The following is a 13,390-nucleotide window of genomic DNA, read 5'->3' as shown; positions in this document are numbered from 1 at the left end:
AACCTCCGCAAAGTCTTTAAGTTATACGTTTAAAATTCTATCACAAAATATGTTGCGACCACTAATATTTTCAACTATTTTGAAGACTTTTAATATTTATACAGAAAATATTGGTTACCGTTTTCAATCCAATTTTGATTTTGGTAAGTTTGCTCTACAAAAATTGGCTCATCATTGGCATAAATAGTTAAACATAATGATCTCAAAGGCAAAGGAATGGCATGCTCCGCAAATTTCTTCTTAGCCTTCGTTCTCTTGCCATCTTGAAGCAATAATTTAGCTCCAGGCATTAACGAGCCGGCTTTAAAATCTGCTTTTTCTTTAAACCAAAAATTGCCTATCTCTACTTTATCCTTTTCTGGTCTATCAGTTAAAACAAACGCCTCGTTTTGAAACTTAAACGGGAGATTTAATTTTATTGGTTGTACATCTGCATTAAGCTGACCATTTTTAAATAGATAAAAGTAGCCTTGATATTCAAGCACAGTGAAATTGCCCAAATTTTGATTAACACGGCGATGGAACTTATCCCAGATATTTTTCTGCCAAAAAATGATCTGTTCTTCTTTTGATAATTTCGCTAATTTTTCACTTTTAATTCGATATGCTCGCCGCAAAAATGGCTCTAGCTGCCCAATTTCTGTTACTTTTTGATTTACAAAATCATCCAGCTTAGTCATTTTTTGACTATAATTCAAGGCATTGGCAATTAAATCAGGATTTTCTTTTTTCAGTAGCGGTACCACATGATGCCGCAGACGATTGCGCATCGTCTCATCTTCGTTATTGGTTGAATCAGTTATAAATTCAATACCGTTTTGCTCATCATAATTTAAAAGCTCCCGCTTGCTATAAGCCAAAAGCGGTCTAAGCAGTGGTACACCATACATCTTTCCCACTGCCTGCAGGCTATTCATTTCTTCGGGGTTGCCTGAGCGAATAAATTTAAGCAAAATATTTTCCAGCAAATCATCACCATGGTGCGCCGTTAATAAATAATCTGCTTTTTCTTTTTTAGCTACTTTAGTCAAAAAATCATATCGTGCATTCCTCGCCGCCGCTTCAATTCCCTTAGCCGGCTTTTCTTCAGTCCACATCGCCGTAAACAGCGGGATATCATACTTTTGGCAATATCTTTTTAAAAGCGCAGTTTCGTCTTTGCTATCAGCGCGCAGTTGATGATCAAAGTGTGCCGCCATTACTTTTACATTCATCTTACGAAGCATATCCAGTAAGGCCATTGAATCTGGTCCTGCACTTGCCGCTACTAAAAACGTTTTATCTAAATCAATATTATTGTCTTTAAAAAAATCAGTAATTTTCATATTTTACCTAACAAAAAATGGCCCACTACAGGCCATTTTCTAATTTTCAGTTAACACTTGCTTCAACTGATCAATTTCTTTTTTGGCATCTTTCGCCGTCTTATTCAGAACTTGATCAAACTCAGCAGGTTTCACATCTGAAAATTGATTATCATGATCAACTAACTTCGGATCATTCACCCGAGAAATTGACAGATTAAATCTGCCTTTATGGATATGAACAACAACTACGCGGACTTCTTGTCCTACCTTGTAATTCCGTCTTTCTCTTGGCCAGTTATTGCCAAAATCACTGTGGTGAACTAATCCTGAATGTCTATTTGGCAAAGTAACAAAAATTCCTAAGTCAGTAATATTATTAATGACTCCTGTCACTCGATTGCCAGCTTGATATTTTTTCATTAATTATCGTTTCTTTCGTGAACGTTATAAACCTTCTCATTAGATTTAGAGTAATAGAATTTAGAACGAATCAGTTTTGCAACATAATTTGGATCTTTAAGATCTTGCTTCTTTGTCGATAACTCATTGTCTTGAGCTTTTACTTTAGCTAAAGTTTGTTTTTCAGCCTCTACTTGTTTATTTATTCGTCCAGTTTGAGAAATCTTAATTGCAATTTGCACACCCAATAAAACAAAAATAATCGCAAAAACAGCAATTATTCTGTTAAATCGAACTCGATGCACTTCTTTTTCTCTTTTAGCCTGTTTACGTTTTAAACGCGCCCTTTGCTCTTCCGGACTCATCGAATTATAAATACGTGGACCTTGCATTTTTTTAATCCCCTGTTACGTATACTTACAATAAATGCATTTAAGTTAAGTATAGCAACGATTTATACAAAAGTCATTAATCAACTAATTCGTATAGATCGCTTGCTTCTGCCTTCTTAGTAGTCTCACGAATATTTAAAACCTTAGCCTTAATTACTCGAGCACCGTAGCCAATTTCAATAATGTCATCAATTTTAACGTCATAGCTTGATTTAACTACACGGCCGTTAACTTTAATTCTACCTTGATCAGCCATTTCCTTAGCTACTGTTCTTCTTTTAACTAATCTAGAAACCTTTAAAAATTTATCAATTCTCATTTTTATTCCTCATTATCTTTGAACTATATCGCTTGCTGCCTGCAAGAATGTTGTCAGTTCATTAAACAAAACGCGATTCTTCATTTCATCAGGCATTAAAAGCAATACTACCATTCGTTTTTCTTGATTCATGCTAATGCGTGCCTTCATGTTCACGTGCTCTAATGCCTTAAAAATATTTGGCCCTTCTAATTCACGTGAAGCCGCATTATTGAATTCAACCTTAATTTTATCGCCAACTTTGATTACAGTCAGAGCTTGTGCTAAATCTGCATTTACTTTTAGTCCAGCACTCGCTAACAGATTTTCTACTGCTGCAGGATAATCACCGAAACGATCAATTAATTCGTCTTCAATTTTATCAAGTTCTTCTTGATCTGTGGCAGCTTTAATCTTCTTGTAAAATTCGATCTTTTCTTCTTGGTCGCCAATATATGAATCAGGAATGTAAGATTCAAGCTTAAGATCAATTTCAGCATTCGACTTCTTAACTGCCTTTTTACCTTTACGCTCTTTAATCGCATCACTCAACATTTGTGAGTACAGATCATAACCAACACTATCAATGAAGCCGTGCTGTTCAGCGCCCAGCATGTTGCCAGCACCTCTAATTGATAAGTCACGCATGGCAATCTTGAAGCCTGATCCTAATTCTGTAAAATCACGAATTGCATCTAGCCGCTTTTCTCCAACTTCTGTCAAAACCTTATTTGGCTGGTAAAGGAAATATGCATAAGCAAGACGAGCACTACGACCAATTCGACCACGAAGCTGATAAAGCTGACTTAACCCATAGTGATCAGCATCTTCGATGATCATCGTGTTAACGTTGGGCATATCAATCCCAGTTTCAATAATCGTGGTTGTTACTAAGATATCAAATTCACGATTCAAAATATCTTCCAGTTGATTTTGACTCATTCTGCCGTGTGCACTAGCAATTCGTGCATTTGGAATGAGTTGCTGCAGTTTTTCAACCGTTTCATCAATATCACTAATTCGGTTGTGTAAATAAAAGACTTGGCCGCCACGTTGCATTTCTCTTAAACAGGCATCCTTAATTACGCTAGGAATTTGTTCCATTACATAAGTTTGAATTGGGTATCTGTTCTGTGGTGGAGTTTCCATAACTGACAAATCACGTACTCCAACCATCGACATATGCAATGTACGTGGAATTGGCGTAGCAGTAAGCGTTAAAACATCAATATTGGCTTTTAACTGCTTTAACTTTTCCTTGTGCTTAACGCCAAAACGCTGCTCTTCGTCAACAATTAATAAGCCTAAGTCCTTGAAGTGAACATCTTTAGATAAAAGACGGTGCGTCCCAACTACTAAATCAATTTTGCCATCTTCAAGCCCCTCTATAATCTCTTTAGATTCTGCAGGAGTTTGAAAACGTGACAGCATTGCTGTATTTACTGGAAAATCTTTGAAGCGATCTTGAATCGTTTCATAGTGCTGCTGAGCCAAGATAGTCGTCGGTACTAAAAAGGCAACCTGCTTGTTATCTTGAATAGCCTTAAATGCAGCACGCAAAGCAACTTCAGTTTTACCAAAACCTACGTCACCGACAAGCAAACGATCCATTGGCTTAGGCTTTTCCATGTCTTCCTTTATTTCCTTAATTGACCGCAATTGGTCAGGTGTTTCAGGGTATGGAAAGGCATCATCGAACTGTCTTTGCAAATCATCATCTGGTGAAAAAGCAAAGCCTTTTTCAGATTCATGTTTTGCATAAAGCTCAATTAAATCATCCGCAATATCTTCAACCTTAGATTGAACTTTGCGCTTGGTCTTAGCCCATTCGCTGCCACCTAATTTGTTGATATGTGGTGTCTTACCTTCTGAACCAACATATTTTTGCACCAAGCTCAATTGATCTGCTGGAACAAAAAGTTGGTCGCCATGCTGGTAAGTAATCGTAATGTAGTCACGCTTTACGCCATTATTCTCCAGGGTTTTAATTCCTTCAAAACGGCCAATACCGTGATTAACGTGGACAACATAATCGCCTGGCTTAAGTTCAGTGTAATTACGCAGTCTTTGGGCGTTTTCCAAGGTCTTAATCCGCTTCTTGCGTTGCGGACGTTTATTGAATAATTCTCGCTCAGTTAAGTAAACTAAATTAACCGTTGGCAAAGAAAATCCACTCGCATATCCGCCAACAACGATTTGAGTACGGCCTTCTACTAGTTCATCTTCGCCAACGATCGGTAAATTCAAGCCAAAATCTACCATTGTTTGGTCAATTTGCTTAGCTCTTTTTTCATTATCAGCTTGCAAAATAACTGTTTGACCAGACTTTTGATAAGAATCAAGTTCTGACTTGATCAATGGCATTTGACTGAAGAATTGTTCAGGCTCACGCGTTTGCCAATTAAGCATCTGACCTAAACGAAGACGTCCCATACTTCTTTGGAAGAGTGAGAAGTAAATGCGATGGTGCTTATCTTTAGACAAAACATCATCAAAATCGGAATGCAGTTCTTGATGTGGTAACATCGCACCAGTCTTTAGCTCATCATCAATAAACGCAGCATTTTGCTTATCTACATCTTCAACAGATTGCTTAATTAGTGGCAAATCATCTAATAAAATTTCTCCATTTTTAGGCAAGTATTCAAGTAAACTACTTGGCTTTTCAATTAGATAATCAACTAAAAAGGCATAGCCACTTGGCAAGCCACCATCTTCAAGATTATCTAGTGATGCTGTGAAGTGATCTTTAACAGCCTTTGTTGGTGCAGGTGCATCTGCCATATCCTTTTTAATTTTTTCTGCTGCATTTAAAATTGCATCTTTAGAAAAAACACGGTCTTGAGCAGCAGCTACTGTTACCTGGTCGATCTCTTTTTGACTGCGCTGACTTGCTAGATCAAATTCCTTAATCGTGTCAATTTCATCGCCAAAGAATTCTATTCTAACTGGATTTTCACGATCTAGTGGATAAATATCCAAGATATCCCCACGAATGGCAAATTCACCTGGACGAGCTACCAAGGCCTCTTTTTTATAGCCGGCTCCAACTAGCCAATTATTCAATTCGGTTAATTCGTATTCTTTTTCGGGTGCAAATTCACGTCGTGCTTTTGCAAAATCATCTGGCGATGATAACTTATACTGCAATCCCTGAGGCGTAGTTACTACTATGCCCGGCTTACCACTCAATAAAAAGTTGAGTGCTTGAATTCGGCTACTTAATTCATCTGGAGAACTAACCGCAGTTTGAGTAGCGATTGTCGCATCTACTGGAAAATAATGTGCAGTATCATTTTTCAAAATTGAATTTAATTCACCATATAAATTTTGTGCCTTACTTTCGTTTTCTTCGATCAGTACTAAAGGCGCATTTAACTCAGAGATAATCTGTTTTAAGAGTAGACTAAAAGCACCGGCATTAGCGCCAGTGATTAGTGAGTTCTTTACTTGTTTTGTTTTTGCAATAAAATTATTTAAATCTTGATCTTTTTTAAGTATTTCTGTTAAACGCATTTTAATTATATTTATTCATCAAATATTGACTATCGCGCCCTGAAATAAAGTCATCGATAATCTTTACGCTTGTATCAAATGCATCATCCATCAACTTTTGTTGTTCCCCATTAAATGGTGTAAGTACCCATGAAACAACGGTAGTATTCTTAGGGTGACGAATACCTATCTTTAAACGATTGAATTTTTCAGTACCTAAATCACGGATGATGCTCTTAATTCCATTATGACCACCGGATTTACCATTGGCTCTAATTCTAATTTTGCCAATTGGCATATCCATATCATCTTGAATAATCAAAACATCTTCAGGATCTACCTTAAAGAAATTAGCAATTTGAGCAACTGAACGACCAGATTCATTCATATAAGTTTGTGGTTCAAGGAAAATTACATCTTCACCATTAATCTTTTGCTTAGTCCAATGTCCTTCAAATTTATCCTTATCAAGTGACAAACCTTTTTCGTCAAGATAATGGTCCATTGCCATAAATCCTGTGTTGTGTTTTGTTTTATCGTATTTTTGACCTGGATTACCTAAACCCGCAATTATTTTCATTATTAATACCCCTTATACATAATCCTACATATCATAGCACAATCGTTAAATAATAATTTTATTAATGCTTATGATCATGGTATAATTTCATTGTTAAAATTATCACTAATAAAAAGGAGACTTATTGTTATGGCAAGAGTTGAAAAACCTCGTAAAGTTATTTTAGTTGGTGACGGTGCCGTAGGTTCTACCTTTGCATTCTCAATGGTGCAACAAGGTATCGCTGAAGAATTGGGTATTATTGATATTGCTAAGGAACACGTTGAAGGTGACGCAATCGACTTAGCAGATGCTACTCCATGGACTTACCCAAAGAACATCTACGCAGCTGACTACCCAGACTGCAAGGACGCAGACTTAGTAGTTATCACTGCTGGTGCTCCACAAAAGCCAGGTGAAACTCGTCTTGACCTTGTAAACAAGAACTTGAAGATTTTATCATCAATCGTTGAACCAGTTGTTGAATCAGGTTTCGAAGGTATCTTCTTAGTAGTTGCTAACCCAGTTGACATCTTGACTCACGCAACTTGGAAGATGTCAGGCTTCCCTAAGGATCGTGTTATCGGTTCAGGTACTTCACTTGATACTGGTCGTCTTCAAAAGGTTATCGGTAAGATGGAAAAGGTTGACCCACGTTCAGTTAACGCATACATGCTTGGTGAACACGGTGATACTGAATTCCCAGCTTGGAGCTACAACAATGTTGGTGGCGTAAAGGTTAGCGACTGGGTTAAGGCTCACGGCATGGATGAATCTAAGCTTGAAGACATCCACAAGGAAGTTGCTGACATGGCTTACGACATCATCAACAAGAAGGGTGCTACCTTCTACGGTATCGGTACTGCTTCAGCAATGATCGCTAAGGCTATCTTGAACGACGAACACCGTGTACTTCCACTTTCAGTACCTATGGATGGTGAATACGGTTTACACGACCTTCACATTGGTACTCCTGCAGTTGTTGGCCGCAAGGGTCTTGAACAAGTTATTGAATTACCATTAACTGCTCACGAACAAGAATTAATGGAAGCTTCTGCAAAGCAATTGAAGGAAGTTATGGACAAGGCCTTCAAGGAAACTGGCGTTAAGGTTCATCAATAATTCCATAAAATTCAGTCTAAAAAAAGCATCTCCAATTAAGAAGATGCTTTTTTATTTGCCTGACTATTGTTAAAATATATTTGATTAATTAGTTGGTCTTTAATTAACATATTGATTTATGCTATAATTACTTGTAACATTTTTCCCTTTGGAGGCGAACTCATGCTTATTAAATCTTTGGTTATTAAGAAAGATTATTTAACAACAGTTAATGAAAAAGCCACGCTAGCAGAAGCACTAAAAATCTTAGAAGACTCCGGTTACAGATGTGTGCCTATCGTAGATGACACTGGCACAATTTTCCGCGGCAACATTTACAAGATGCACATTTACCGTCATAAGTCACAAGGCGGCGATATGAATCTACCTGTAACTTACTTGCTTAAGAATGCCACTAAGACAATCAAGGTTAACTCACCTTTCTTTAGGGTATTCTTCAACATCAAGGACTTGCCATACATCGCTGTTTTGGATGAAGAAAACCACTTCTACGGTATTCTTACCCACTCAAGATTGCTTGATATGTTATCAGATGCTTGGGACATCAAGAATGGTTCATACGTTTTGACTGTTTTGTCAGATAACGCTCGTGGTAACTTAATTAAAATGTCTAAGATTGTATCTAAACACACCAATATGTCTAGTGTAATGACACTTGATGCCGCAGCTGGTGAACTTCAAGGTGACTTCGTAAGAAGAACTTTATTCACCTTACCTGCTGGTGTTTCAGAAATCACTATGAAAACTATTGTTGATAAGTTGCAAAAGAAAGGTTTCGTTGTTTCAGAAATCGAAGATTTGCAAGCTGGTATGACAATTATGAGTGATGAAAATCCTGGCGTATTTATTGAACGACCTGAAAAAGACTAAAACAAAAGCTTCTAGAAGTTAATTCTAGAAGCTCTTTTTATTTGTTCAAAATTACTTTTCGTAGTAAACACGTGGCAAACGATCATTTAATAAGCAAGCTACTTCATAGTGAATAGTATCAACATAATCAGCAGCAGCCTTAATGTTGTTTGGATCATCAGGATTATTAGAAATAAGCACTACCTCAGTACCAACTGGCATCTTTTCTGGCAATTCAACCATGAATTGATCCATGCAGACACGGCCAACAATTGGACAATACTTGTCGCCAACCTTAACCTTGAAACCTTGGAATTTTCTAATCCAGCCGTCAGCGTAGCCAACTGGAACAGTACCAATAATAGTATCCTTATCTGCTACAAATGTTGAACCATAACCAACACCATCACCCTTGTGAATAGTCTTAACATGAGTTAATTCACTTTCAAATGACAATGCAGGTTCAAGCTTAAAAGCAGGTTCCAAATCAGCTGAATTAGGATTAGAAGATGGGTTCAAGCCATAAATTCCAATTCCGAATCTAACCAAATCACTCTTGATATTCTTATGGAAAATACTTGCGGCAGTATTAGATACATGAATCCATTTTGGCTTTACAGTTAATAAGCTCTTCATATGGTTGAACTTCTTAAGTTGATGTTCAAAGTAAGATTCGTCGCTGCTATCAGCAGAAGCAAAGTGAGCAAACATGCCTTCCACAAAGAAGTTATCGTTATTTTCTAAGAACTTGTTGGCAGCGATAAATTCATCGTCTTCGTTAAAGCCGATTCTACCCATACCTGAGTCGATACCTAAGTGAATCTTGAGTTGCAAGTTTTCTTTTGCTAAATACTTTTCAGCATCCTTAAGCCATTCCAAGTTTGGAACAGTTAATGAAACATCGTTTGCGGCTGCAATTGGTGCATATTCAGGAGAAACAACACCCAAAACCAAAATTGGCTTAACAATGTCATTGCGACGCAATTGCAAAGCTTCATCCAAAATAGCAACACAGAAACCAGCAGCACCGACTTCGTCAGCTACTCTAGCAACCTCAACTGCACCATGACCATAACCGTTAGCTTTAACAACTGCTAACATCTTTTGACCTGGTTCAAGATGCTTCATTTCATTTTCAAGATTTCTTCTAATTGCACCCAAATTTACTTTTACTACTGCTGGGCGATGATAGCCTGGAACCATTATTCCTTTTCCTCCAAAACTACAAATGTAATAATTTCATGATTATCATGTGTGATACTTGGAAAAATATTTCCGTCAAACTTGGTTGAGGTCATTACGGGATGACCTAAATCATCCCACAAGGTTTCTACATCTTGAAAACCGACATATTTACCAAGACCTGTTCCCATTGCTTTAGAAAAAGATTCTTTCAGTGAAAAACGACCACCAAGATATTCAACTTTTCGCTTGCCCTTCATCTTTTGATATTGGGCAAATTCATTAGGAGTCAGTACTTTTTTAGCAAAAAGATCGCCTTTTTCGACAATTTTCTTAACTCGCTCAACTTCAATTGAGTCGATTCCTACACCTTTAATCATTATTTTCACCTCACACAATGACATAATTATAATACAAAAAAGAAGCTGTAATAGTTACAACTTCTTTTTTAGGATAAAAATTAATCTTTTTTATTCTTGATGACAAATTCATGTCCATTGCCGCGACCGCGCTTGCCACGATTACCATTGTGGCGATAATTATGGTTGTTGCGACGGTGATTGCCATTACCACGTCCACGATTATCACGACGCTTGCCGCGACCTCCGCGATGACGACGGCCGTCTCCCTTATATGGAAGTGGCTTTTCTGGTGTGATTTTAACCTTAATATCAGTAGAATCCTTTGAAAGGTTCTTCAAAAATGCGGCAACTAAATCAAGAGCTGAGTAATTATCAAGTAATTCACTAGCATCTTGAGTGTACTTACCTAAGTCACCATTCATCAAGTCTTCAATTTCGGCTTTAGCTTGCTTCAATTGACCACGAAGTGCTTGATCATCTGTAGGTGGACGAAGTGGTGACATCTTCTTTTTGGTCAATTGTTCAATAGTTCTCATGTAGCCAATTTCATTTGGCGTTACAAAAGTTACTGAAATTCCGTTTTGACCGGCACGACCAGTTCTACCAATACGGTGAACATAAGAATCAGGGTCTTGTGGAATATCGTAATTGTAAACGTGAGTTACGCCTGAAATATCAAGTCCACGAGCAGCCACATCAGTAGCAACTAAAATATCAAGCTTTCCTTCACGGAATCGCTTCAAAACTGCCATTCTGCGAGCTTGTGACAAGTCACCGTGAATTCCTGCAGCATTATAGCCACGAGCTTGTAAACCACGTGTAAGTTCATCTACACGACGCTTAGTTCTACCAAAGACTAAGGCTAAGTCTGGACCTTGTACGTCAATCAAACGACACATAATATCGAATTTTTCTGATTCCTTAGCACGTACAAAGTATTGATCGATTAAATCGGCAGTTAATTCTTTAGCCTTAATTTGAACAATTTCAGGATTGTTCATGAATTTTTCGCCAATACGCAAGATTGGCTTAGGCATGGTAGCACTGAAAAGCAAAGTTTGCTTGCGATTCTTAGCATATTTCAAGATGCTTTCGATATCTTGAATAAAGCCCATATCAAGCATTTCATCTGCTTCATCTAAGACAACTGTCTTGACCTTGTCTAAATCGATTGTGCCACGCTTTAAGTGATCTAATAAACGTCCTGGAGTACCTACCAAAATTGATGGCACATGGTGCTTCAAAGAACGAATTTGGCGACCAATATCAGCTCCGCCGTAAACCACTTGTACATGTGCATGTTCATCGCGACCTAAACGGAATAGTTCTTCTTGAGTTTGAATAGCTAATTCACGTGTTGGCTCGATGATGATTGCTTGGATTGCTTTTTCTTTTTTATCAATAGTTTGTAAAATTGGTAAACCAAAAGCAGCAGTTTTACCAGTACCAGTTTGGGCTTGACCAATTACGTCCTTGCCTTGCAAAGCAAGTGGAATAGTTTGTTCCTGGATTGGAGTTGCTTCTTCAAAACCTGAGCGTTTTATCGCCTTAAGAAGCGCATCGTTTAATCCTAATTCTGAAAATTTCAAAAAAATTATTCTCCTATCTTAGTCGGGCTAAGACATTTTCAAGGTGCATCCCGTGCGAACCCTTTAACACAACAATATCGTCCGACTTAATATCATTCTTAAGATCGTCAATCATACGATCCATTTGTTCTTGTGTATAATAATGCAAATGTTCTGGCTCGTACTTATCTTGAAGAGCATCGTACAAGTTCTTCATTTCTGGGCCGTATAAATATACTTCGTTAATGATTTGTGGATCTAATGTATCACTTAAACCAGCATGAAGTGCAGGAGAGTTCTTACCTAATTCAAGCATATCGCCCAATACTGCAATTCGGCGACCGCCATCTTTAACTTCAACTTGACCAAAACTAGTAACAACGGCTCTAACGGCAGTTGGATTAGAATTATAAACGTCGCTCATAATTGCTTCACCAGCGTCGCCTTTTTCCCATTCCATTCTGTTAGCAGTTGGCTTGAAGTTAGATAATGATGAAGCAATTTCTTCATCGCTTTCGCCAAAGTGACGACCAACACTAATAGCAGCCATAGCGTTTGAAACGTTGTGCTTACCAATCATTGGAATTGAGAACTTTTGCTCTGAATCGTTAATAGTAAAGGTAGCATGGTGCATGTAGCTCTTAAAACCAGTTGCATGTACTGTATCTTCTTCTCTAAAGCCAAAAGTAGCCTTAGCTTGATCAAGCTTCTTAGCACGTTCTTGCAATAATGGTTCGTCACCGTTAAAGATAAATTCACCATCTTCACGCAAGAAGTCAGTGATTTCCATCTTGGCATCTGCAATCTTGTCACGTGTACCGAAGAATTCAATGTGAGCTTCACCGATCATTGTAATTACACATACATCAGGATGAGTCAATTCACTTAAGTGATGCAATTGACCTGGTCTGTCCATTCCCATTTCAAGTACCAAAATTTCAGTATTTGGCTTCATTTCAAGAATGGTCATTGGCACACCAATTTCATTATTAAAGTTGGCTTGTGTCTTATGAACGTTAAAACGCTTGGATAAAACTGCTGCTACCATATCTTTAGTAGTAGTCTTACCATTTGAACCAGTAATTCCAACAACAGTTGGGTTAACCTTGCGTAAGTAGTAGCGAGCTAAATCTTGCATTGCACTAAGAGGATCGTCTACTTCGATTACTGCAATATTTTCTGGTTTATTAGGGTGACCCTTTTTCCAAAGTGTAGCAGAAGCACCATTACTAATAGCACCAGCTACAAAATCATGTCCATCACGTTCACCTTCAAGTGGTACAAACAAACCACCATTTGTGATCTTTCTGGAGTCAAAGGCAACAGAAGTAATAACTGTTTGATCGTCACCTTCACAAGTTGTATTTAAAGCCTTGGCAATTTCCGCCATTTGCATTTTCATTGAATCTTTACTCCCATAAAAACAATTTTATACAGACACCATTATACTGTCTTTCAAGTATTCTGCCAAATATTCTATAACAAAAAAAGCAGCCCCAATGGGACTGCTTCCACCAGATAAAGCCTTACTTCTTCAAGCCGTACTTCTTGTTGAACTTTTCGATTCGACCATCTGCTTGAGCAAACTTTTGCTTGCCAGTGTAGAATGGGTGTGAATCTGATGAAACTTCAACACGTACTAATGGGTAAGTCTTACCTTCGTAGTCAATAGTTTCTTGTGGCTTCAAAGTTGAACCAGCTAAGAACTTAGCACCAGTAGCTGAGTCCATGAAAACTACTTCTTGATAATCTGGATGAATACCTTGTTTCATAATTTATTACTCCTTTGCCATGACCATATTACAGATCATAGATTAATCGATTAACGTAGACTAGAATAACATCTTCAAGTTAATA

General features: G+C 37.7%; 13 protein-coding genes. 2 read left to right on the top strand and 11 right to left on the bottom strand.

The genetic code is table 11. From position 1 onward, the window contains the following. Window positions 1–89: 89 nt before the first annotated feature. From tilS to pth, 6 genes are all read right to left on the bottom strand, one after another. The gene (gene tilS, locus RDN22_RS03425) at window positions 90–1,325 is read right to left on the bottom strand and encodes a tRNA lysidine(34) synthetase TilS (protein WP_308555929.1); all 1,236 of its coding nucleotides are present in this window, start codon (window positions 1,323–1,325) and stop codon (window positions 90–92) included. 39 nt (window positions 1,326–1,364) lie between these two features. Further along, window positions 1,365–1,727: a S1 RNA-binding domain-containing protein gene (locus tag RDN22_RS03420; RefSeq protein ID WP_308555927.1), complete on the bottom strand. Its 363-nt coding sequence runs from the start codon at window positions 1,725–1,727 to the stop codon at window positions 1,365–1,367. Further along, complete coding sequence (locus tag RDN22_RS03415) at window positions 1,727–2,098, bottom strand: septum formation initiator family protein (RefSeq protein WP_308555925.1); 372 nt, start codon at window positions 2,096–2,098, stop codon at window positions 1,727–1,729. The genes RDN22_RS03420 and RDN22_RS03415 overlap by 1 nt, the downstream gene beginning before the upstream one ends. A gap of 76 nt (window positions 2,099–2,174) precedes the next feature. Then, window positions 2,175–2,417: an RNA-binding S4 domain-containing protein gene (locus RDN22_RS03410; RefSeq protein WP_308555923.1), complete on the bottom strand. Its 243-nt coding sequence runs from the start codon at window positions 2,415–2,417 to the stop codon at window positions 2,175–2,177. A 12-nt stretch (window positions 2,418–2,429) separates the two neighbouring features. After that, window positions 2,430–5,912: a transcription-repair coupling factor gene (mfd, locus tag RDN22_RS03405; protein WP_308555921.1), complete on the bottom strand. Its 3,483-nt coding sequence runs from the start codon at window positions 5,910–5,912 to the stop codon at window positions 2,430–2,432. 1 nt (window position 5,913) lies between these two features. Then, on the bottom strand, window positions 5,914–6,471 hold the full coding sequence (gene pth / locus RDN22_RS03400) for an aminoacyl-tRNA hydrolase (RefSeq protein ID WP_308555919.1): 558 nt from the start codon (window positions 6,469–6,471) through the stop codon (window positions 5,914–5,916). A 129-nt stretch (window positions 6,472–6,600) separates the two neighbouring features. On the opposite strand from pth, the gene RDN22_RS03395 reads away from it, so the two are divergent. Both RDN22_RS03395 and cbpA read left to right on the top strand, forming a co-directional pair. Next, a complete protein-coding gene (locus RDN22_RS03395) occupies window positions 6,601–7,572 on the top strand; it encodes an L-lactate dehydrogenase (protein ID WP_308555917.1) in 972 nt (323 codons plus the stop codon). Between the two features lie 162 nt (window positions 7,573–7,734). Continuing rightward, on the top strand, window positions 7,735–8,442 hold the full coding sequence (gene cbpA / locus RDN22_RS03390; protein WP_308555915.1) for a cyclic di-AMP binding protein CbpA: 708 nt from the start codon (window positions 7,735–7,737) through the stop codon (window positions 8,440–8,442). A 51-nt stretch (window positions 8,443–8,493) separates the two neighbouring features. Here the strand turns inward: cbpA and alr are convergent, their stop codons facing one another. The 5 genes from alr to RDN22_RS03365 all read right to left on the bottom strand — a co-directional run bounded on the left by alr (window position 8,494) and on the right by RDN22_RS03365 (window position 13,305). Further along, window positions 8,494–9,624, bottom strand: coding sequence for an alanine racemase (gene alr / locus RDN22_RS03385; protein WP_308555913.1), 1,131 nt, complete (start codon window positions 9,622–9,624; stop codon window positions 8,494–8,496). Beyond that, window positions 9,624–9,983, bottom strand: coding sequence for a holo-ACP synthase (acpS, locus tag RDN22_RS03380; RefSeq protein WP_308555912.1), 360 nt, complete (start codon window positions 9,981–9,983; stop codon window positions 9,624–9,626). Before acpS ends, alr begins: the two co-directional genes overlap by 1 nt. Before the next feature lie 80 nt (window positions 9,984–10,063). Then, on the bottom strand, window positions 10,064–11,554 hold the full coding sequence (locus tag RDN22_RS03375) for a DEAD/DEAH box helicase (protein ID WP_308555910.1): 1,491 nt from the start codon (window positions 11,552–11,554) through the stop codon (window positions 10,064–10,066). Between the two features lie 13 nt (window positions 11,555–11,567). After that, the gene (gene murF / locus RDN22_RS03370; RefSeq protein WP_308555909.1) at window positions 11,568–12,935 is read right to left on the bottom strand and encodes a UDP-N-acetylmuramoyl-tripeptide--D-alanyl-D-alanine ligase; all 1,368 of its coding nucleotides are present in this window, start codon (window positions 12,933–12,935) and stop codon (window positions 11,568–11,570) included. A 124-nt stretch (window positions 12,936–13,059) separates the two neighbouring features. Next, window positions 13,060–13,305, bottom strand: a complete 246-nt coding sequence (locus tag RDN22_RS03365) for a type B 50S ribosomal protein L31 (protein WP_308555907.1) — start codon at window positions 13,303–13,305, stop codon at window positions 13,060–13,062. Window positions 13,306–13,390 lie beyond the last annotated feature (85 nt).

It is taken from the genome of uncultured Lactobacillus sp. (assembly GCF_902491705.1).
GTDB lineage: Bacteria > Bacillota > Bacilli > Lactobacillales > Lactobacillaceae > Lactobacillus.
The sequence above is the reverse complement of the archived record's forward strand: the minus strand, read 5'-3'. Positions and strand labels throughout refer to the sequence as shown.

What these genes read in the sequence shown, in the direction of transcription:
- tilS (WP_308555929.1), bottom strand. Translation starts at nt 1,325, where the DNA reads ATGAAAATTACTGATTTTTTTAAAGACAATAATATTGATTTAGATAAA.
- RDN22_RS03420 (WP_308555927.1), bottom strand. Translation starts at nt 1,727, where the DNA reads ATGAAAAAATATCAAGCTGGCAATCGAGTGACAGGAGTCATTAATAAT.
- RDN22_RS03415 (WP_308555925.1), bottom strand. Translation starts at nt 2,098, where the DNA reads ATGCAAGGTCCACGTATTTATAATTCGATGAGTCCGGAAGAGCAAAGG.
- RDN22_RS03410 (WP_308555923.1), bottom strand. Translation starts at nt 2,417, where the DNA reads ATGAGAATTGATAAATTTTTAAAGGTTTCTAGATTAGTTAAAAGAAGA.
- mfd (WP_308555921.1), bottom strand. Translation starts at nt 5,912, where the DNA reads ATGCGTTTAACAGAAATACTTAAAAAAGATCAAGATTTAAATAATTTT.
- pth (WP_308555919.1), bottom strand. Translation starts at nt 6,471, where the DNA reads ATGAAAATAATTGCGGGTTTAGGTAATCCAGGTCAAAAATACGATAAA.
- RDN22_RS03395 (WP_308555917.1), top strand. Translation starts at nt 6,601, where the DNA reads ATGGCAAGAGTTGAAAAACCTCGTAAAGTTATTTTAGTTGGTGACGGT.
- cbpA (WP_308555915.1), top strand. Translation starts at nt 7,735, where the DNA reads ATGCTTATTAAATCTTTGGTTATTAAGAAAGATTATTTAACAACAGTT.
- alr (WP_308555913.1), bottom strand. Translation starts at nt 9,624, where the DNA reads ATGGTTCCAGGCTATCATCGCCCAGCAGTAGTAAAAGTAAATTTGGGT.
- acpS (WP_308555912.1), bottom strand. Translation starts at nt 9,983, where the DNA reads ATGATTAAAGGTGTAGGAATCGACTCAATTGAAGTTGAGCGAGTTAAG.
- murF (WP_308555909.1), bottom strand. Translation starts at nt 12,935, where the DNA reads ATGAAAATGCAAATGGCGGAAATTGCCAAGGCTTTAAATACAACTTGT.
- RDN22_RS03365 (WP_308555907.1), bottom strand. Translation starts at nt 13,305, where the DNA reads ATGAAACAAGGTATTCATCCAGATTATCAAGAAGTAGTTTTCATGGAC.